16 protein-coding genes and 1 pseudogene are annotated in these 19,255 nt (G+C 66.0%); 11 read left to right on the top strand and 6 right to left on the bottom strand.

Annotation, left to right across the window (positions count from 1 at the left end):
• The first annotated feature begins 87 nt into the window (after nt 1-87).
• On the top strand, nt 88-477 hold the full coding sequence (locus AC1D1Y_RS05675) for an ArsR/SmtB family transcription factor (RefSeq protein WP_477681490.1): 390 nt from the start codon (nt 88-90) through the stop codon (nt 475-477).
• A complete protein-coding gene (locus tag AC1D1Y_RS05670; protein ID WP_477681489.1) occupies nt 464-976 on the top strand; it encodes an SRPBCC family protein in 513 nt (170 codons plus the stop codon). The genes AC1D1Y_RS05675 and AC1D1Y_RS05670 overlap by 14 nt, the downstream gene beginning before the upstream one ends.
• Nucleotides 977-985: 9 nt before the next feature.
• Here the strand turns inward: AC1D1Y_RS05670 and msrA are convergent, their stop codons facing one another.
• The 3 genes from msrA to AC1D1Y_RS05655 all read right to left on the bottom strand — a co-directional run bounded on the left by msrA (nt 986) and on the right by AC1D1Y_RS05655 (nt 2,945).
• On the bottom strand, nt 986-1,528 hold the full coding sequence (msrA, locus tag AC1D1Y_RS05665; RefSeq protein ID WP_477681488.1) for a peptide-methionine (S)-S-oxide reductase MsrA: 543 nt from the start codon (nt 1,526-1,528) through the stop codon (nt 986-988).
• Nucleotides 1,529-1,632: 104 nt separating this feature from the next.
• Nucleotides 1,633-1,911 (bottom strand): hypothetical protein, encoded by a 279-nt coding sequence (locus AC1D1Y_RS05660; protein WP_477681487.1) that lies wholly within the window; start codon nt 1,909-1,911, stop codon nt 1,633-1,635.
• A gap of 137 nt (nt 1,912-2,048) precedes the next feature.
• Nucleotides 2,049-2,945 (bottom strand): LysR family transcriptional regulator, encoded by an 897-nt coding sequence (locus tag AC1D1Y_RS05655; RefSeq protein WP_477681486.1) that lies wholly within the window; start codon nt 2,943-2,945, stop codon nt 2,049-2,051.
• Nucleotides 2,946-3,093: 148 nt separating this feature from the next.
• Here AC1D1Y_RS05655 and AC1D1Y_RS05650 point away from each other — a divergent pair, with 148 nt between their 5' ends.
• From AC1D1Y_RS05650 to AC1D1Y_RS05615, 8 genes and pseudogenes are all read left to right on the top strand, one after another.
• Nucleotides 3,094-4,290, top strand: a complete 1,197-nt coding sequence (locus AC1D1Y_RS05650; RefSeq protein ID WP_477681485.1) for an acyl-CoA dehydrogenase — start codon at nt 3,094-3,096, stop codon at nt 4,288-4,290.
• 245 nt (nt 4,291-4,535) lie between these two features.
• Nucleotides 4,536-5,234 carry a TetR/AcrR family transcriptional regulator gene (locus AC1D1Y_RS05645; protein WP_477677369.1) on the top strand — a complete coding sequence of 233 codons (699 nt, stop codon included), beginning with the start codon at nt 4,536-4,538 and terminating at the stop codon, nt 5,232-5,234.
• Entirely contained in the window at nt 5,231-6,433 is a 1,203-nt protein-coding gene (locus AC1D1Y_RS05640) for an efflux RND transporter periplasmic adaptor subunit (protein WP_477681484.1), read from the top strand. Before AC1D1Y_RS05645 ends, AC1D1Y_RS05640 begins: the two co-directional genes overlap by 4 nt.
• 12 nt (nt 6,434-6,445) lie before the next feature.
• Nucleotides 6,446-9,693, top strand: a pseudogene (locus AC1D1Y_RS05635) (efflux RND transporter permease subunit).
• Between the two features lie 74 nt (nt 9,694-9,767).
• Nucleotides 9,768-10,457 (top strand): protein-L-isoaspartate O-methyltransferase family protein, encoded by a 690-nt coding sequence (locus AC1D1Y_RS05630; RefSeq protein WP_477653466.1) that lies wholly within the window; start codon nt 9,768-9,770, stop codon nt 10,455-10,457.
• A 23-nt stretch (nt 10,458-10,480) separates the two neighbouring features.
• Nucleotides 10,481-10,837, top strand: a complete 357-nt coding sequence (locus AC1D1Y_RS05625) for a rhodanese-like domain-containing protein (RefSeq protein WP_477653465.1) — start codon at nt 10,481-10,483, stop codon at nt 10,835-10,837.
• A 50-nt stretch (nt 10,838-10,887) separates the two neighbouring features.
• Complete coding sequence (locus AC1D1Y_RS05620; protein ID WP_477681483.1) at nt 10,888-12,246, top strand: TolC family outer membrane protein; 1,359 nt, start codon at nt 10,888-10,890, stop codon at nt 12,244-12,246.
• A 63-nt stretch (nt 12,247-12,309) separates the two neighbouring features.
• A complete protein-coding gene (locus AC1D1Y_RS05615; protein ID WP_477681482.1) occupies nt 12,310-13,320 on the top strand; it encodes a cupin-like domain-containing protein in 1,011 nt (336 codons plus the stop codon).
• Between the two features lie 223 nt (nt 13,321-13,543).
• Here AC1D1Y_RS05615 and AC1D1Y_RS05610 read toward each other — a convergent pair whose 3' ends face one another.
• The 3 genes from AC1D1Y_RS05610 to AC1D1Y_RS05600 form a co-directional block, all read right to left on the bottom strand.
• Nucleotides 13,544-14,890: a 3-deoxy-D-manno-octulosonic acid transferase gene (locus AC1D1Y_RS05610; protein WP_477681481.1), complete on the bottom strand. Its 1,347-nt coding sequence runs from the start codon at nt 14,888-14,890 to the stop codon at nt 13,544-13,546.
• A complete protein-coding gene (gene waaC / locus AC1D1Y_RS05605; protein ID WP_477681480.1) occupies nt 14,887-15,897 on the bottom strand; it encodes a lipopolysaccharide heptosyltransferase I in 1,011 nt (336 codons plus the stop codon). The genes AC1D1Y_RS05610 and waaC overlap by 4 nt, the downstream gene beginning before the upstream one ends.
• Before the next feature lie 94 nt (nt 15,898-15,991).
• Complete coding sequence (locus AC1D1Y_RS05600; RefSeq protein ID WP_477681479.1) at nt 15,992-17,377, bottom strand: phosphomannomutase/phosphoglucomutase; 1,386 nt, start codon at nt 17,375-17,377, stop codon at nt 15,992-15,994.
• A 256-nt stretch (nt 17,378-17,633) separates the two neighbouring features.
• Between AC1D1Y_RS05600 and AC1D1Y_RS05595 the strand changes: the two genes are divergently transcribed.
• A complete protein-coding gene (locus tag AC1D1Y_RS05595; RefSeq protein ID WP_477681478.1) occupies nt 17,634-19,142 on the top strand; it encodes a DNA-3-methyladenine glycosylase 2 family protein in 1,509 nt (502 codons plus the stop codon).
• The last annotated feature ends 113 nt before the right edge of the window (nt 19,143-19,255 follow it).

Raw genomic sequence — 19,255 nt, 5'->3', positions numbered from 1 at the left:
GCACCGGACCGGCGCCCTGAGCGCCGGGTTGACAGCGCCATATCCTCGCCTTAATATAGCCAAACAGCTATATAACTAGACAGGCACATGAAACCATCCGCCGACACCCTGAACAGGGCCTTCGCCGCGCTCGCCGACCCGACCCGCCGCGCCATCCTCGCGCGGCTTGCCGCGGGCGAGGCCACGGTCAATGAACTGGCCGCCCCCTTTGACATGAGCCAGCCTTCGATCTCCAAACACCTGAAGGTGCTGGAGCGCGCGGGCCTGATTTCACGCGGGCGCGCGGCCCAGACCCGGCCTTGCCGCCTGGAAGCCGCACCGCTGCAGGAAGTCGCGAGCTGGATGGCGCTGTACCGCCATGTCTGGGAAGACAGTTTCGAACGGCTGGATGCGTTTCTGCAATCGGCAGCCCCACCACCAGCCAGCGCACCCCATCCATCCCATCCATCGAAAGGAAAGAAAAATGCCTCCAAATGACGACACCAAGGCCGGCAGCCCGGCCTTCCTGATAGACCGTGTGTTCAAGGCGCCGCGCGAACGCGTCTGGCAAGCCTGGAGCGAAGCCGCCCAGATCGGCCACTGGTGGGGCCCCAAGGGCTGCGCCATTGAGGTCTTTCGTTTTGAGTTCAGGCCGGGCGGCTTTTTCCACTACGCCATGAAGTTCCCGAATGCACCCACGATGTGGGGGCGCTTCAACTACCGCGAGGTCGTCCCGCAGGAACGCCTGGTCTGGCTCAACTCGTTCTCGAATGAAAACTGCGGCATGGCGCGCGCGCCCTTCAGCGAGGACTGCCCGCTCGAAATCGAAAACTCGGTGAGCTTCACGGAGCGCGATGGCAGCACCATCGTGTCATTGCGCGCCCGGCCTTTCGGCGAGAGCGCGGCCGAACGCCGGTATTTCGAGGACCTGCAGCCGTCCATGGCCCAGGGTTATGGCGGCACCTTTGACCAGCTGGCTACGCACCTGGGCGCCTGAGGGCCAGGCTCAGTCCTTCACGCGCGAGGCAAAGGTCTTGCGGAATTTCTCGACCTTGGGGCCGACCACAAAGGCGCAATAACCCTGGTTGGGGTTGTTCTCGAAGTAGTCCTGGTGATAGGCCTCGGCCGGCCAGTAATTTTCAAGCGGCAGCACTTCGGTGACGATGGGCTTGCCGAAGGTTTTGTCCTGGCTGACTTCGCGGATGAAATCGTCAATCACCGCTTTTTGCTCAGGCGTCGAGTAATAGATTCCGCTGCGGTACTGCGTGCCGGCGTCATTGCCCTGGCGGTTCAGGCTGGTGGGGTCGTGGATCACGAAAAAGATCTCGAGGATTTCCTTGAGCGAGATTTCTGCCGGGTCGTAAGCCAGCTTGACCACCTCGTTGCTGCCGGTGCGGCCGGTGCAGACTTCTTCATAGCTGGGCCGCGCGGCCTGGCCATTGCTGTAGCCGGACTCAACGTCGGTCACGCCGCGCACCTTGACGTACACCGCCTCGGTGCACCAGAAGCAGCCGCCGCCCAGGGTGATGGTTTGAAGGAATGAGGACATGGCAATCTCCGCTGAAAAACGTTGGTCGTGAAATGAGCGGAAATCTTACGCTGCGGGCCGCGCAGCTGCCCTGGCCGCCCCGCTTGCCCTTGCCGGGCAGGGGCTCAATCGCGGCGGCGCGCGGCCTTGCTGCGCTGCATGGGGCCGACGGCGCGTTGCATCAGCCGCAGCAGGGCCAGTGCGACGAGAGCACCACCAACAGCCAGACCGAGTGAACCCATGCTGAACACCGTGTCGTTGGTCTTGCCACGGCTGAGGATGGCGGCCACAAAGTCGCCGCCTATGTAGGCGCCAAACACGCCGACACCGAGGTTTTCGAGAACGAGGATTTTTTCGCGGGTGCCTGCGAACAGGCAGGCGGCACCGCCGAGGAGAGCACCCACCACACACCAGATATACGGGTTGATGCCGTTCTCCTGAAGACTGAAGACTATGAACTGTCCGATGGTGGCAGCTTTGAATCCCCGGCGGTGGACATACTTTTCCCAAGGTCTTTCGCCGGACGCCGGATGCGGGGTCTTCAGTCCTTTGCCGCCGGCGCCATCGCGCGCACTGCCTGCACAAACGCCGACAGCGCCGCATGGCCGCCACGCGCGGTCTTCCACAGGCAATGCGTGTCGTAAGGCGTGGTGGCCGCATCCAGCGGCACAAAGGCCGCGCCGGCCATGGCCGACTGCCGCAGCGCGGCAGGCACCAGCGCCACGCCCATGCCTTGCGACACCAGCGAGACCACGCTGAGCCAATGCCGCAGTTCATAACGCATCTCGGGGTAAAACCCGGCTTCGGTGCAGATCGCCAGGATGCGCTCGTGGTAGTCGGGCGAGACCGCGCGCGACACCACGGCAAAGGGCTCACCCTGCAAGGCCGAAAGCGACAGCGAGCGTTTGCGCGCCAGCGCATGGCCAGCCGGCAGGCAGCAGATGAAAGCCTGGCTGGACACGAGGATTTGCGACAACTCGGGCGGCACGCGCGTGGTGTGCACAAAACCCAGGTCCAGCCTGTCGTGCGCCAGTTCTATGAGTTGTTCACTGGAGCTGAGCTCCTTCAGCGTCAGGCGCAGCAGCGGGTGTTCGGCCTGGAAGCGCTCCAGGATGCTGGGCAGGCCGCTGTACAGCATGGTGCCCGAGAAACCTATGGCCAGGCTGCCGGCCATGCCCTGGCCCACGTCGCGCGCATGGCCGGCCGCCTGCGCGGCCTGGTCCAGCAGGGCGCGCGCCGCCGGCACAAAGGCCTGGCCTGCGGCCGTCAGTTGCACGGACTTGCTGCTGCGCGTGAACAGCTTCGCGCCTATGGAGGCCTCCAGCTGCTGGATGTTCAGCGACAGCGGCGGCTGGGAAATGGACAGGCGCCGGGCCGCGCGGCCGAAGTGCAACTCTTCGGCCAGGACCAGGAAATAGCGGAGGTGGCGGAATTCCATGAATATTTTTTTTATATCGTTGGATCAATAATTGATATTAGACAACTATTTATGCTTGTCAAACAATCACCCATGGCCGCTGGCACCTCAGGCCGCGCCCCTACACTGCAAATCAAGCCCCCTTCCCCTTCTTCCGGAGACACAGACCATGAAAACCACCTTCAACTGGCAAGACCCGTTTTTCTTCATGGACCAGCTCAGCGAGGACGAACGCGCCGTCGCCGACGCGGCCCACGCCTTCTGCCAGGAAAAGCTGCAGCCGCGCGTGCTGATGGCGGCGCGCCACGAGAAGTTCGACCGCGAGATCATGAATGAGGCGGGCGCCATGGGTTTCCTGGGCTCCACGATTGAAGGCTACGGCTGCGCCGGCCTCAACTACGTGAGCTACGGCCTGGTGGCGCGCGAAGTCGAGCGCGTGGACAGCGGCTACCGCAGCGCCATCAGTGTGCAGAGCTCGCTGGTCATGCACCCCATCAATGCCTACGGCAGCGAAGCGCAAAAGCAGAAATACCTGCCCAAGCTGGCCACCGGCGAATGGGTGGGCTGCTTCGGCCTGACCGAACCCAACCACGGCTCCGACCCGGCCAGCATGCTGACGCGCGCCAAGCCCGTCGACGGCGGCTTCATCCTCAAGGGCGCCAAGATGTGGATCACCAACAGCCCCATCGCCGACGTCTTCGTCGTCTGGGCCAAGCTGGAGGATCCCGACGGCAAGGTCGGCGGCCAGGAAAGCATCCGCGGCTTTGTGCTCGAAAAAGGCATGAAGGGCCTCAGCGCCCCCAAGATCGAAGGCAAGATGAGCTTGCGCGCCTCCATCACCGGCGAGATCGTGATGGATGACGTGTTTGTGCCCGAAGCCAACCTGCTGCCCAACGTCAGCGGCCTCAAGGGCCCTTTCGGCTGCCTCAACAAGGCGCGCTACGGCATCGCCTGGGGCGCTTTGGGTGCGGCCGAAGACTGCTGGTTCCGCGCGCGCCAGTACACCCTGGACCGCCAGCAGTTCGGCCGCCCGCTGGCGCAGAACCAGCTGATCCAGAAAAAGCTCGCCGACATGCAGACCGAAATCACGCTGGGCCTGCAGGCCTGCCTGCGTGTGGGCCGGCTGATGGACGAGGACAAGGCCGTGCCGGAGATGATTTCGCTGATCAAGCGCAACAGCTGCGGCAAGTCACTGGACATCGCCCGCATGGCGCGCGACATGCACGGCGGCAACGGCATCCATGACGAATACCACGTGATCCGCCACATGATCAACCTGGAAACCGTCAACACCTATGAAGGCACGCACGATGTGCATGCCTTGATCCTGGGCCGTGCACAGACCGGGCTGCAGGCCTTCTATTAAGAAGCGCTTTTTCTTTTTGTCGCCAGGCAGGCCTTGCGGGGGCTGTCAGGTGGCAGCCGGGCGCCGCCGGCCTGCGTGAGCCTGTGCCCAGGGGCCCATGTAGCCGCAAAGTCGCACCCGCAACGGCTTTACCGCGGGTTTACTTTGAAGGGCGAGGTCCTCCAGCGACCCCGGTGTAGCCTAGGCGGTTTGGGTTGACGGTCGGAAAGTAAGCAGATATATTACTAACCAGTCAGTCAGTAACTATGTCACTTACCAAACTCTTCAGCGACACCACGGCCGTCGCCGCCAAACGCGAGCGCCGCAAGGAAGCACGCCCGGGCGAGCTGCTAGAGGCCGCGCTGGACCTTTTTGTCGAAAAAGGCTTTGCCGCGACCCGCGCCGAGGAAGTCGCCGCCCGCGCCGGCGTCTCCAAGGGCACGCTGTTCCTCTACTTCCAGAGCAAGGAAGAACTGTTCAAGGCCGTGGTGCGCGAAAACATCTCGGGCCGCTTCACCGAATGGCGCGCCGAGCTGGACGCCTTTGAAGGCACCACGCCCGAATTGCTGGCCTACTGCATGAACAGCTGGTGGGAGCGCGTGGGCCTGACACGCGCCTCGGGCCTGACCAAGCTGATGATGAGCGAAGCCAAGAACTTCCCCGACATCGCGGCCTTTTACCAGCAGGAAGTCATCATGCCCGGCCAGGCCTTGATTCGCGCCGTCCTGCAGCGCGGCATGGACCGCGGCGAGTTCCGTCCCATGGACCTGGACTACGCCGTCTACCTGGTGATCGCGCCCATGATCTTCCTGATCCTGTCCAGGCACTCCGCCGGCGTGTGTTTGAGCAGCGACACGGAACTGGACCCCCAAAAATACATCGCCTTCCAGGTGGAAACCATCCTGAACGGCATCTCCGCACCGGCCGGCATCGCCGTCCGGGCCCACAGGAAAGCCGCGGCATGAAGCGCTGGATCAAGTGGGCGGTCGCCGGGCTCATCGTGCTGCTCATCGCGGGTGGGGTGCTGCGCGCGCKGGCCGCGCGCAAGGCCCAGCAGCAGGCGCTGGCCGTCAGCAGCACGGCCAGGGACATGGGCCTGGTGGAGCTCGCCGGCACCGATGTGGTCAAGGTCCAGGCGCGCGAAGTCGTGCAGGGCCTGCCCGTCTCGGGCTCGCTCAAGGCCGTCAACTCCGCCGTCATCAAGGCCAGGGTCGCCGGCGAGCTGCAGGGGCTGGCCGTGCGCGAGGGCGACGTGGTCAAGGCCGGCCAGGTGATCGCGCGCATCGACGCCGCCGAATACCAGTCACGCGTGCGCCAGGCCCGCGAACAGGCCGAGTCCGCCAAGGCCCAGGTCGACGTGGTGCAGCGCCAGTACGACAACAACAAGGCCCTGGTCGACCAGGGTTTTATTTCCAAGACCGCGCTGGACACTTCGCTGGCCAACCTCAACGCCGCGCAATCCACCTACAAGGCCGCGCTGGCCGCCACCGACGTGGCCACTAAATCGCTGGACGACACGGTGCTGAAGGCGCCGATCACCGGCCAGGTCTCGCAACGCCTGGCGCAGCCCGGCGAGCGCGTGGGCATTGACACCAAAATCGTGGAGATCGTGGACCTGAGCCGGCTCGAACTCGAGGCCACGCTGAGCGCCACCGATTCCATGGACGTGCGCGTGGGCCAGAGCGCGCAATTGCAGGTTGAAGGCAGCCGCCAGCCCGTGACGGCCGTGGTCGCGCGCATCAACCCCAGCGCGCAGGCCGGCAGCCGCAGCGTGCTGGCCTACCTGACCATAGACAATCCCGGCGCCTCCGGCGAGGGCAGCGCCCCGCCGCTGCGCCAAGGCCTGTTCGCCCAGGGCACCCTGGGCACGGCGCGCGCCTCGCTGCTGTCGCTGCCCGTCAGCGCCGTGCGCACCGACAAGCCCGCGCCCTATGCGCAGGCCGTTGAAAACGGCGTGGTGGTGCACAAGCCCGTCGAACTGGGCACACGCGGCGCCGCCGGCGGCGATGCCGTGGTGGCGGTGAAGGGCCTGGAAGACGGCGCGCTCGTCGTTCGCGGCGAGATAGGCGCGCTGCGCGAAGGCACCAAAGTGCGCTTCACGCAGCTGTCCGCGGCCGGCTCCGCGCAGCCTCCCGCCAGCACGCCCGCCAAGCCGGCGCCCTGAGGCTTCACGCGCATGTGGTTCACGCAGGTCAGCCTCAAGAATCCCGTGTTCGCCACCATGGTCATGCTGGCCATCGTGGTGCTGGGCCTGTTCTCCTACCAGCGCATGCAGGTCGACCAGTTCCCCAACATCGACTTCCCGGTGGTCGTGATCACCGCCGAATATCCCGGCGCCTCGCCCGAAATCATCGAGAGCGAAGTCACCAAAAAGATCGAGGAAGGCGTCAACTCGATCGCCGGCATCAATGCGCTGACCTCGCGCAGCTATGAAGGCCAGTCCGTCGTCATCATGGAGTTCCAGCTCTATATCGACGGGCGCCGCGCGGCCGAGGACGTGCGCGAAAAAATCGCGGCCATCAGGCCCAACTTCCGCGACGAGGTCAAGGAGCCGCGCGTGCTGCGCTTCGACCCGGCCAGCCGCGCCATCTGGTCTGTGGCCGTCCTGCCCCAGACCCAGGCAGGCAGCGGCAAGGCCATGGATGCGGTGGAGCTGACCAACTGGGCCGACCAGGTGCTCAAGAAGCGCCTGGAAAACGTGCGCGGCGCCGGCTCCGTCACGCTGGTCGGCGGCACCAAACGTGAAATCAACGTCTACCTGAATCCGCAGGCCATGGAGTCGCTGGGCATCAGCGCCGACCAGGTGGTCAACGCCGTGCGCAACGAGAACCAGGACCTGCCGGTGGGCGCCATCCGTTCGCTGCAGCAGGAGCGCGTCGTCAAGATAGACGCCCGCATGAAGCGGCCCGAAGACTTCGGCAAGATCATCGTGGCGCGCAAGGGCGCGGCCGGCGGCACGGCCGCGGCGGTCACCGTCGACCAGGTAGCCCGCATCGCCGACGGCGCGCAGGAACTCGACAGCATGGCGCTCTACAACGGCCAGCGCACCCTGCTGCTSAMKGTGCARAARKCSCAGGACGARAACACCATTGCCGTGGTCGACGGCCTGAACAAGGCCGTGGCCGAGCTGCAACCGCTACTGCCGCCCGGCGCGCGGCTTGAACTCATCGGCGACGGCTCGCGCCCGATACGCGTGGCGGTAGAGAACGTGCGCCGCACGCTGATCGAAGGCGCGCTGCTCACCGTGCTCATCGTCTTCCTGTTCCTGAACTCCTGGCGCTCCACTGTGATCACCGGGCTGACGCTGCCGATCTCCATCATCGGCACCTTTTTGTTCATGAACCTGTTCGGCTTCACCATCAACATGATCACGCTGATGGCGCTGTCGCTGTGCGTGGGCCTGTTGATCGACGACGCTATCGTGGTGCGCGAGAACATCGTGCGCCACGTGCAGATGGGCAAGGACCCCTACCGTGCCTCGATGGACGGMACSCAGGARATCGGCCTGGCCGTGCTGGCCACCACCTTCTCCATCGTGGCCGTGTTCCTGCCCATCGGCTTCATGGGCGGCATCATCGGCAAGTTCTTCCACGAGTTCGGCGTGACCATCGTGGCGGCGGTGCTGATCTCGATGTTCGTGAGCTTCACGCTGGACCCCATGCTCTCCAGCATCTGGCACGACCCGGCCATCGCGTCCCACGGCCGGCGCGGCGTGCCCGTCACCTTCTACGACAAGACCATAGGCCGCGTCACCGGCTGGTTCGACCGCGCCACCGAATCCCTGAGCGGCAGCTACCAGGGCATCCTGCGCTGGTCGCTGGGCCACAAGCTGGCGACGCTGGTGATGGCCGTGGCGATCTTTGTCACCAGCATCTTCATGGTGCCGCTGCTGGGCACCGAGTTCGTGCCCAAGGCCGACTTCTCGGAAACTACCCTGAACTTCTACACGCCGGTCGGCTCATCGCTGGAAAACACCGAGGCCAAGGCGCGCCAGGTCGAGGCCATCGTGCGCGAGTTTCCGGAGGTGAAGTTCACGCTGGCCACCCTCAACACCGGCAATGCCCAGGGCAAGATGTACGCCAGCCTCTATGTGCGCCTCATCGATCGCAAGGCGCGCTCGCGCAGCGTCGACGAGATGTCGGGCGCGCTGCGCGAGCGGCTCAAGCAGGTGCCCGGCATCACGGTAACGCACGTCGGCCTGCTCGACTCGGTGGGCGGCAACAAGCAGGTGGAGTTTTCCCTGCAGGGCACCGACCTCAAGGAACTCGAACGGCTCACCCGCGCGATCAGCGACAAGATCCGCAACATCCCCGGCCTGGTCGACCTGGACTCCAGCGTCAAGGCCGACAAGCCGGTGATCGAGGTCGACGTGAGGCGCGACGCCGCCTCCGACCTGGGCCTGTCGGTGTCGCAGATCGCCGCCTCCCTGCGCACCCTGGTGGCCGGCCAGACAGTGGGCAACTGGCGCGCGCCCGACGACCAGACCTACGACGTCAACGTGCGCCAGGCGCCCGCACCGCCCCGCAAGACCTGGAGCGCCTGCCCTTCATGAGCGGCGCCATGGGCAGCAATGCCGACGGCTCCTCCCGCGTCATACGGCTCAACCAGGTGGCGACCGTGAAGGAGAGCACCGGGCCCAACCAGATCAACCGGCGCGACATGGCGCGCGAGGTCTCCATCAACGCCAATGTCTACAACCGCTCGGCCGGCGAGGTTTCCAGCGACATCAAGGCCGTGCTCGACAACTTCAGCTTCCCGCCCGGCTACCGCTACCAGTTCAGCGGTTCCACCAAAAACATGGCCGAATCCTTCGGCTACGCGGTGTCCGCCCTGGTGATGGCCATCCTGTTCATCTACATGATCCTGGCCAGCCAGTTCAAGAGCTTTCTGCAGCCCATGGCGCTGATGACCTCGCTGCCGCTGACCCTGATCGGCGTGGTGCTGGCGCTGCTGCTGTTCCGCTCCACGCTGTCGATGTTCTCCATCATCGGCGTGGTGATGCTGATGGGCCTGGTCACCAAGAACGCCATCCTGCTGGTCGATTTTGCCATCCGCATGCGCGCCGACCGGCTCGACGTTGACGGCCACCGCGTGCCCGGCATGGAGCGCGGCGAAGCCCTGCTGCATGCCGCAAAAGTGCGGCTGCGCCCCATCCTGATGACCACGCTGGCCATGATCTTCGGCATGGTGCCGCTGGCCTTCGCCCTGACCGAAGGTTCGGAGCAGCGCGCCCCCATGGGCCAAGCCGTCATCGGCGGCGTGATCACCTCCTCGCTGCTGACGCTGGTGGTGGTGCCCGTGACCTACTGCTACCTGGACGATCTGGGCCAATGGTTCAAGCGCAAGTTCGGCCGCAAAACCCGGGCCGCTGACCCCTCTGAAACACCGCCCGCCCCTCCCGTGCCTGTCATGGCCGGCCGCTAAAATCAAAGGTTTATCTCGTGAACACCCGTTCTTCCCCTCTTTCCCCCCAAAATTCGCCAAACCACAGGCCCGCCATGAACTACGAACAAGCCCGATTCAACATGATTGAACAGCAGATCCGCCCCTGGGAAGTGCTGGACAACCAGATCCTCTCCCTGCTCGCCGTGGTCAAGCGCGAAGACTTCGTGCCGGCGGCCCACAAGGCCCTGGCCTTCGTCGACATGGAAATCCCGCTGCCGCCCCAGGCCAACCCCAGCCAGTGCATGCTAGCCCCCAAGGTCGAAGCCCGCATCCTGCAGGAACTGGCCGTGCAGAAGCACGAAAAAGTGCTCGAGATCGGCGCCGGCTCCGGCTACATGGCCGCCCTGCTGGCGCACCGCGCCCAGCAGGTGATCACGCTTGAAATCGACCCGGTGCTGGCGCAAACCGCGCGCGACAACCTGCAGCGCGCCGGCCTCTACAACGCCGAAGTGCGCACCGGCGACGGCGCCGCCAAGCTGGCGCAGGCTGTCGCCGGCAACGACCCGCTGCGCGGCCCCTTCGACGTGATCGTGCTGAGCGGCTCCGTCGCCGAGGTGCCGGCCTCGCTGCTGTCCCTGCTCAAGGTCGGCGGCCGCCTGAGCGCCATCGTCGGTTTCGAGCCCATGATGCGCGCCACCCTGGTCACGCGCGTGGCCGAAGACGCCTGGCGCACCACCCAGGCCTGGGACACCGTCGCGCCGCGCCTGCTGAACTTCCCCGAGCCCTCGGTCTTCAGCTTCTGAAACAACGCCCGAAAGCACCGTTCATGATTCCCCAGCTCAATCCCGCCGATTTCAGCGCCTGGCGCGACAACGCCGGCGCCGGCGCGCCCGCCCTGCCCGTGGTGCTCGACGTGCGCGAGCCCTGGGAGCTGCAGACGGCCTCGGTCAAGGAAGACGGCTTCAGGCTGGTCCACATCCCGATGCGCGAGATACCGCAGCGCCTGGCCGAGCTTCAGGAAGCCGGCGCCGGCCAGCCGATTGCCTGCCTGTGCCACCACGGCATGCGCAGCCTGCAGGTGGCCAACTATCTGATGCAAAGCGGCTTCACCGAAGTCGTCAACCTGCAGGGCGGCATCAACGCCTGGTCGCAGCAGGTGGACCGCTCCGTGCCGCTTTACTGAGCCCCGCCGTTTTTTTCATTCGCCGATTCACTCATTTCTTCAGGACCCTTATGACCACGCCCAAGAAACCGCCGGCCCGCCCGGCGATGTTGCCCTTGTCGATTGCGGCCGCCGTGGCACTGCTGGCCATGGCGCCCCTGGCGCACGCCCAAAGTCTCGTCGAGCTGTATGAGTCGGCCCGCGCCTTCGACGCCTCTTACCAGTCGGCCAAGCTGCAGTACGACGCCAACCTCGCCAGGGCCGACCAGGCCAAGGCCGGCATCCTGCCGACGGCGGGCATTTCGGCCGGCGCGTCGCGCACCTCGTTTGAAAACACCGCTCCGGTGATAGACCGCAGCTTCAACACGCAAAACGCCGCGCTCAACCTGTCCCAGCCGCTGTACCGTCCGGCCAACTGGGCCACCTACCAGCAGGCCTCCCGGCAGGTGGAACTGGCCCAGGCCCAGTTGCAGGGCGCCGACCAGGACCTGATCGTGCGCACCAGCCAGGCCTACTTTGACGTGCTGGCCGCGCAGGACACCCTGACCTTTGTGCGCGCCCAGAAAGCCGCGGTGGCCGAACAGCTGGCGTCAGCCAAGCGCAACTTCGAGGTCGGCACCTCCACCATCACCGACASSCGYGAAGCSCAGGCCCGCTACGACCTGGTGATYGCCCAGGARCTSGCCGCCGAKAACGACCTGCGCGTCAAAAAAATCGCGCTCGACACCCTGGTCGGCAAAACCGAAACCCAGCCCAAGCCCCTGGCCACCCCCGTCGGCCTGCCGGTCGTGACGCCCGCCGACGTCAACACCTGGGTCGAGCAATCCGAGCTGGTGCATCCCAGCATCCGCCAGGCGCAGAGCAATGTCGAGATCGCCGAGCTTGAAGTGAACAAAGCCGAGGCCGGCCACAAGCCCACGCTGGACGCGCAGGCCAGCTACAACGTCACGCGCAATCCCTCGGGCACGGCGACCACCATCCCGCCGTTCGCTTTCCGCACCAACACCACCACCGTCGGCGTGGTGCTCAACGTGCCGCTGTTCGCCGGCTTCGCCACGCAAAACCGCGTGCGCGAAACCCTGTCGCTGCGCGACAAGGCCAAGAGCGACCTCGAAGGCGCGCGGCGCACCGTGGCCCAGGCCACGCGCACCGCCTACTTCGGCGTGCAGTCCGGCCAGGGCCAGGTCAAGGCGCTGGAAGCGGCCGAGCTGTCCAGCCAGAGCGCGCTCGACGCCAACCGGCTGGGCTACCAGGTCGGCGTGCGCATCAACATCGACGTGCTCAATTCGCAAAGCCAGCTGTTCCAGACCAAACGCGACCTGGCCAAGGCGCGCTACGATGTGCTGCTCGGCGACCTGAAGCTGCGCCAGGCCAACGGCACGCTGACGCCCGAAGACCTGCTCAAGATCAACGCGCTGCTCGCCCCCTGAATTCGCGGCCCGCTTCACAACACTCCAACAAAGGCCGGTCCCCCGGCCAGAATTTCTATGTTGATGCCCGCACACAATCCCCTGCCCCTGCCGATTGAGGCCGAACGCGTGACCGATGCGCCGGTGCACGCTCTAAAAGGCCCCAGCTTCGAGCTGATCGAGGAAACCACCTGGGAAGAACTCAAGCGCGCGGGCCGCACGCAGCCGTTCGACAAACCCGTGCTGGTCAAGGGCGGCATCCACCACTGGCCGGCCTGGAAAAAATGGTCGTTTGAATTCCTCGCCGACGTCTGCGCCGGCAAGGGCGCCGAGGTGCCGGTCAAGTTCACCGACGGCCTGGTCGAACAGGGCGTGACCAAGGGCCGCCCCTTTCTTCCGGTCGCGCCCTACCTGCGGGAACTCGGCAAGGCGGCGCAGCGCGCGCCGGACCCCATGGCCGGCCTGCTGCCCAAGCCGGTGCGGGACGGCTACAAACCCGGCGAGCGCTTTCACCTGAACTGGGCCCACATGCAGTCGTTCAAGCCGACGACCCTGTACCTGGCGCAGTGGGACATCCTCGAGAAATACCCCGAGTTGCGCGAAGACCTGCTCATCAAGAGTTTGTGGCCCGGCCGCATGACCTGGGAATACGTGTTCATGGGCCCAGCCAATACCGTGACCGGCCTGCACAACGATTTCCCGCACAACTGGTTTGTGCAGCTCCAGGGCGTCAAGGAGTTCATCCTTTTCTCACCCGACCAGCGCCAGCACATGTGCCCAGCCGCCAAATACGACTGGGGCGCCACGCTCAGCGACATCAACGTCTCGCGCCTGCCCGAGCAAGTCCGCGAACTCGCATCCTTCGAAAAAGCCCACGGCTACCACGCCCGCGTTGAAGCCGGCGATGCCCTGTTCATTCCCAAACGGACCTGGCATTCAGTGGTCTCTGTGGAGCCCTCCATCAGCCTGGGTATGTTCGGCCTCACGCCCGGGGAAGTCGCCACCGGCGGCGCCTGGGCCACACTGCGAGACTGGGCGCATCACCTTCGTATGTACGCCTGGGGCAATTGCACCTGTCACCAGGTGAGACGTTAGCCCCCACGCTTTTCACTTCGTGTAATACGCGAGGCCTTGCAGGCCGCGGCTCGCGAGACGCTTCGCCTCTTTCGCCCGTCCAAGCCTGCGCAGGCAGGCTTGGAGCCGCGGGCTCCAGCCCCTCGGGGCGCTGCGCCTGCGGCCCGGCAAAGCCGGTTCCGCGGCCCCTGCTGGTGTGGAATACCGCCCCTTACGAGGGACCGCTGCCTGCCGCACCTGCTTGTCAGGGCAGGAAAAACTCCAGCGCATCCACCGTCTTCGCCGTGGCGCCGCGGTTGCGGTCGGCAAAGGCAAGTCCGGCGGCCACGGCCGCGGCGCGCGCGTCGGGCCTGTCCATCCACTTGCGCGCGGCGCGCACGCCCTGCTCCATGTCGACCACGCGCTTCGCCGCGCCGGCTTCCACGGCCAGTTCAGCGGCTTCGGTGAAGTTGAAGGTGTGGGGGCCCATCACCACCGGGCAGCCGCAGGCGGCCGCCTCGATCAGGTTCTGCCCGCCCAGCGGCGCGAAGCTGCCGCCCAGCAAGGCGACGTCGCTCATCGAGAAATACAGCGCCATCTCGCCGAGCGAGTCACCGAGCCAGACATCGGCTTGCTGCGCAGCATCGGCCGCCGGGCCGCCGGCGGCATCGTCCCAGCCGGAGCGGCGCGATACGCGCAGGCCGTGCTGCAGAACCAGTGCCTCGACCTCATTGAAGCGCTGCGGGTGGCGCGGCACCAGCAGCACCTTGAAACGGCTTCCTGTTCCTTCAGCGTCCGCGCGCGGCGCCTCCGCCTGGACCTGTGCACGTTGTTCCGACTGGGCCACGGCACTTATTTCCTTCAAGAAAAGCGCCTCTTCGCCTTCACGCGAGCTGGCGAACATCAGCACCGGTTGTGCCAGCGCGCGGCGCCAGGTCTTGCCCTTTTCCTGTTGGGCATCGTCAGCGGCGGCATCGAACTTCAGGTTGCCGAACACGCCGGCCACCGCCGCGCCGGCCCGGCGAAAGCGGCGCGCGTCCTCGTCCGTCTGCGCATACACCGCCGAGAGAGCGGCATAGGCCGGCAGCGACAGCAGCGATACCCTCAGCGCTTTTTGCAGGGATTTTTCGGACAGCCTGCCGTTGGCCAGCACCAGGGGAATCGCACGCGCTTTCGCGGCCGCCACGAGATTGGGCCAGACCTCGGTTTCCATCAACAGCCCCAGCCGCGGCTTGAAGTGCTCAAGGAAGCGGGCCACCGCGCCCGGGCTGTCCCAGGGCTGCCACACCTGCACGTCGCCGGGCTGCAGCAGGGCCACGCCCTCGGCGCGCCCGGTGGCGGTGCCGTGCGTGAGCAATATGCGCAGGCCTGGGTGGCGCGCGCGCAGCGCTTTGAGCAGCATGGCGGCGGTACGGGTTTCGCCCAGCGACACGGCATGCACCCAGATGAGCTCGGAGCTGGTTTCAGCCGGCTGGGCATAGCGGCCAAAGCGCTCTTCGATCCCCTCCAGGTAGCCGGGCTCCTGCTTGCCACGGCGTGCCAGCTTGCGGCGCAGCAGCGGCTGCCCGCACCACATCAGCAGCGAATAAAGCTTCAGGGCCAGGGCGCTCATGCGGCGGCCCCGGCCGCGCTGCAGGCCAGCCAGGCCTGCCAGACGTCCTCGACGCCGGGTGCCGGCTGCGCGAACACGCTGAGCTGCCGGCCGCCCCGGGTATCGGGCCCGGTGCGCCAGGCCGTGTCGAAGTTGTAGATCTGCACATGCGGCAGGTCCAGCGCGACGGCGATGTGGCTCACGCCACTGTCCACGCCGATCACGCCTGTGCAGTGCGCGAGCTCTTCGGTCAATGCGTCCAGCGCCAGCGGGGGCAGCACCACGGCCGAATCCGCCGCCGTGCCGTTCAGCGCTTCGGCAATCGCCCGGCTGGTGGCCAGTTCCGCGGCATTGCCGTGCGGCAGCACCAGCTGGTAGCCGGCCGTGTGCAGGCGCTGCCCCAGCGCCACCCAATGGCTGGGCGGCCATTCCTTGTCGGCGCGTGAGGTGCCGTGGACAAAAGCGATGCGGCCCTTGGGGAAATGGCCATTGATCTTCGCGCTTGCTGTGGGCACTTTCAGCCCAAAGTGCGTCGCGGCTGCAGGGGTATAGCCGAGTGCGCGCGCCGCCAGTTCGCGCGAACGCCGCACCGCATGGGTGTGCGGCTCGACGGCGATCGCCACATCGGCCAYCCAGCGCGTGGGCGCTTCGTAGCCCGAGCCGTCGGTCTGGTTGGCCAGCGCATAACGTTTGCCGCCGGGCGCCAGCCGGGCCAGCCGCGCCACCAGCGCGGACTTGGTCAGGCCCTGCAGGTCGATGACGGCGTCGTAAGCCTCCAGTTGGAGTTGCGCCTTGAAAGCGCCCCATTCCCGCCGCGTGGCGGCCGTCCAGAAGGATTTGCGCCAGCGCCGTATCTCGCAGGGAATCACGCGCTGCAGGCCCTCGCAACGCGCCAGCAAGGGGGCAAAGGCCTTTTCCACCACCCAGTCAATCTGCGCTTCGGGGAATGCGGCGCGTATGTCCTGCACCACGGGCAGGGTGTGCACCACATCGCCCAGGGACGAGAGCTTGACCAGGAGAATTTTCATTAAAGCGGCGAAAGGCAAAAACGCTGATTTTCACCGCAGAACGCCCCTTGGACGGGGAAAGCCGAAAAAAGGCTAAATGACCGCCCTCAATCCCTCAATGCGCGGCTGCCGCGAGGCTGGCGTCCGGCTTCACGCTGCGCAATAAAGTCAGCATGTCGGCCTCGATGCGCTCCATCGCCGCCTGGGTGTGGCCTTCAAAGCGCAGCACCAGCACCGGCGTGGTGTTGGAGGCGCGTATAAGGCCAAAGCCGTCGGGCCAGTCAACGCGCACGCCATCAATCGTCGAGATTTTTGCGGGCGCCGGAAATTTCGCGGACTTGATCAAGGCTTCCACGACCGTATGCGGCTCGCCTTCCTTGCAGGCCACATTGAGCTCAGGCGTGCTGAAGCTGGTCGGCAAGGCGTTGAGCACAATGCCGGCATCCGGCACGCGGCTCAGGATTTCCAGCAGGCGCGCGCCGGCATAAGTGCCGTCGTCAAAACCGTACCAGCGCTCCTTGAAGAAGATATGGCCGCTCATCTCGCCGCCCAGCGGCGAATCGACTTCTTTCATCCTGGCCTTGATCAGCGAATGGCCCGTCTTGTACATCATGGGCACGCCGCCGGCGGCCTCGATCTCGGGCGCCAGGCGCTGCGAGCATTTGACGTCGAACAAAATCGTCGCACCCGGCACGCGCGACAGCACGTCGCGCGCGAACAGCATCATCTGCCGGTCGGGGTAGATGTTCTGGCCGTCCTTGGTGACGATACCCAGGCGATCGCCGTCGCCGTCAAAGGCCAGGCCCAGTTCGGCGTCGCCGCTTTGCAGGGCCTTGATCAGGTCCTGCAGGTTTTCGGGCTTGCTCGGGTCGGGATGGTGGTTGGGAAAGTTGCCGTCCACTTCGCTGAAGAGTTCGGTGACTTCGCAGCCCAGGGCGCGAAAGATGGCGGGCGCCGACGCGCCGGCAATGCCGTTGCCGGAGTCGACGACGATCTTCATCGGGCGTTCCAGCTTGATGCCCGAGACGATGCGGTCGCGGTAGGCCGTGCCGACGTCGACCTGGCGAATAGTTCCGCTTTTCGAAGGCAGCACCCACTTGTCGCCCTCGATGACACGGCGCAGCGCCTGGATTTCCTCGCCGTAGATCGCGCGCCCGGCCAGCACCATCTTGAAGCCGTTGTAGTCCTTGGGGTTGTGGCTGCCCGTGACCTGTATGCCGGATCCGGCCAGCGTGCTGGCGGCAAAGTACAGCATGGGCGTGGTCACCATGCCCACGTCGATCACCTCAATGCCCGTGGCGGCCAGGCCGCGCATCAGCGCCGCGCTGAGCGACGGCCCGCTGAGCCGGCCGTCGCGGCCCACGGCCACGGCTTTTTCGCCTTCCGCCAGCGCCGCCATGCCAAAGGCCTTGCCCAGGGCCTCGGCCATCGCTTCATGGATGGTGGACGGCACGACGCCGCGTATGTCATAGGCCTTGAAGATGGACGGATTGATTTGCATCGGCTGCGGTTCCTGGTTCCTGGAAGTACGGGAATGGGCTCAATGATGGATGACGATGGCCCGGAGAAGCGAGTTTCATTGTAGGGTGGCGGCCCTGCCGCTTCCTGTAGGCGGCAGCCGTTTCCGGCCAGTCCGTTCAGACTATTGCGGGCCCGCCCAAAAGCCGGAAAGCCGCCGAAAAGAGGGTCCGCGGCGAGGTGAGGGACATGTCCGAAAACGGCCAGTCGAAACCGGCCAGCGGCGTATCATTTCTTCCATGGACCGCGAAAACACCCCTCTTGCCGACAACGACTGCTACCTCGCCCTGAAGGCGCGGGACGCGCGTTTCGACGGCAGCTTTTTCACCGGCGTGACCTCCACCGGCATCTATTGCCGCCCGGTCTGCAGCGTGAAAACGCCCAAACGCGAGAACTGCCGTTTCTTCCACCATGCGGCGCAGGCCGAGAACGCCGGCTTCCGCCCCTGCCTGCGCTGCCGGCCCGAGCTGGCGCCGCACTCGGTGGTGTGGTCCATCCAGGACGCTTCCTACATCCTGGCGCACCAGGCGGCCCGCCTGCTCGACGAGCCCGAGGTCTGGGCCGGCGAAGCGCCCTCGGTCGAAAAGCTCGCCGCCCGGCTGGGCGTGAGCGACCGCCACGTGCGGCGCATCTTCGAGGCGCAGTTCGGCGTCTCGCCCATGCAGTATTTGCAGACGCACAGGCTGCACACCGCCAAGCAGCTGCTGGCCGACACCAACCTGCCGATCACGCAGATCGCGCTGATCAGCGGCTTTGCCAGCGTGCGCCGCTTCAACGCCGCTTTTGTCGAGCACTACAAGCTCAACCCCACGCAGCTGCGGCGCCAGGGGCCGGCGCGCAGCGGCGACGTCGGCGAAGGCGCGACCATACGGCTGGGCTACCGCCCGCCTTACGACGTGCAGGCCATGCTGGCCTTCTTCAGCAAGCGCTGCATCAGCGCCATCGAGTTCATCGATGCGGAAGCAGCGCAGCCCTGCCTGGGCCGGACCCTGGGCATCGAATCCGGCGGCAAGCTGTACACCGGCTGGCTGCTGGCCAGCTTTGAGGAAGAGCGTTCGCGCCTGGTGCTGCGCGTGAGCGACTCGCTGCGCGAAGTGTTGCCGCTGGTGATACGCCGCGCGCGCACCACCTTCGACCTCGACGCCGACCCGACGGCCATCAACAGCGTGCTGCACGACGCCTTCCCCGAAGGCGACGGCCTGCGCGTGCCAGGCGCGCTCGACGGCTACGAGCTCGCGGTGCGCGCCGTGCTGGGCCAGCAGATCACCGTGGCCGCCGCGCGAACCCTGGCGCAGCGCATGGTGGACCGCTTCGGCGAACCGATCGAAACGCCGTGGCCCAAGCTGACCCGCCTCTTCCCCGCACCGGCCGTGCTGGCGGCGGCCAGCGGCGACGCGCTGGGGCAGTTAGGCATCGTCAAACAGCGCCAGGCCGCGATCGTGGGCATCGCGCAGGCGGTGGCCGACAAGCGCCTGCAACTGCACAGCGGCGCCGACGTCAGCGCCACGCTGGCCACGCTGAAAGAACTGCCCGGCATAGGCGACTGGACCGCGCAGTACATCGCCATGCGCGCGCTGCGGTGGCCCGACGCCTTTCCGGCGGGCGACGTGGCGCTGCACAAGGCCCTGGGCGTGCAGGGCCTGAAAAACCCGGCCCGGGAAGCCGAACTCGCCTCGGCCGCCTGGAAACCCTGGCGCAGTTACGCCGTGATACGCGCCYGGAGCGGCACGCTGGAGCGCCCCGGCTGACGGCGTACAGCGACGACATGGCCATTCATGCGCGGGCGGAATGAATGCATGGTCTCGATTTCATTGGACGGTACAGCGCCCAGGCGCGAACATCGCCGCTGAATGATCGAGCC

The organism is Polaromonas sp. P1_G1 (assembly GCF_056405595.1).
Note: the sequence above shows the minus strand (reverse complement) of the source record. Positions and strands in the feature narration are given on the sequence as shown.

Bases quoted from the DNA above. Each gene is read 5' to 3' on its own strand.
- AC1D1Y_RS05675 (WP_477681490.1), top strand. From the start codon at position 88: ATGAAACCATCCGCCGACACCCTGAACAGGGCCTTCGCCGCGCTCGCC.
- AC1D1Y_RS05670 (WP_477681489.1), top strand. From the start codon at position 464: ATGCCTCCAAATGACGACACCAAGGCCGGCAGCCCGGCCTTCCTGATA.
- msrA (WP_477681488.1), bottom strand. From the start codon at position 1,528: ATGTCCTCATTCCTTCAAACCATCACCCTGGGCGGCGGCTGCTTCTGG.
- AC1D1Y_RS05655 (WP_477681486.1), bottom strand. From the start codon at position 2,945: ATGGAATTCCGCCACCTCCGCTATTTCCTGGTCCTGGCCGAAGAGTTG.
- AC1D1Y_RS05650 (WP_477681485.1), top strand. From the start codon at position 3,094: ATGAAAACCACCTTCAACTGGCAAGACCCGTTTTTCTTCATGGACCAG.
- AC1D1Y_RS05645 (WP_477677369.1), top strand. From the start codon at position 4,536: ATGTCACTTACCAAACTCTTCAGCGACACCACGGCCGTCGCCGCCAAA.
- AC1D1Y_RS05630 (WP_477653466.1), top strand. From the start codon at position 9,768: ATGAACTACGAACAAGCCCGATTCAACATGATTGAACAGCAGATCCGC.
- AC1D1Y_RS05625 (WP_477653465.1), top strand. From the start codon at position 10,481: ATGATTCCCCAGCTCAATCCCGCCGATTTCAGCGCCTGGCGCGACAAC.
- AC1D1Y_RS05615 (WP_477681482.1), top strand. From the start codon at position 12,310: ATGCCCGCACACAATCCCCTGCCCCTGCCGATTGAGGCCGAACGCGTG.
- AC1D1Y_RS05610 (WP_477681481.1), bottom strand. From the start codon at position 14,890: ATGAGCGCCCTGGCCCTGAAGCTTTATTCGCTGCTGATGTGGTGCGGG.
- AC1D1Y_RS05600 (WP_477681479.1), bottom strand. From the start codon at position 17,377: ATGCAAATCAATCCGTCCATCTTCAAGGCCTATGACATACGCGGCGTC.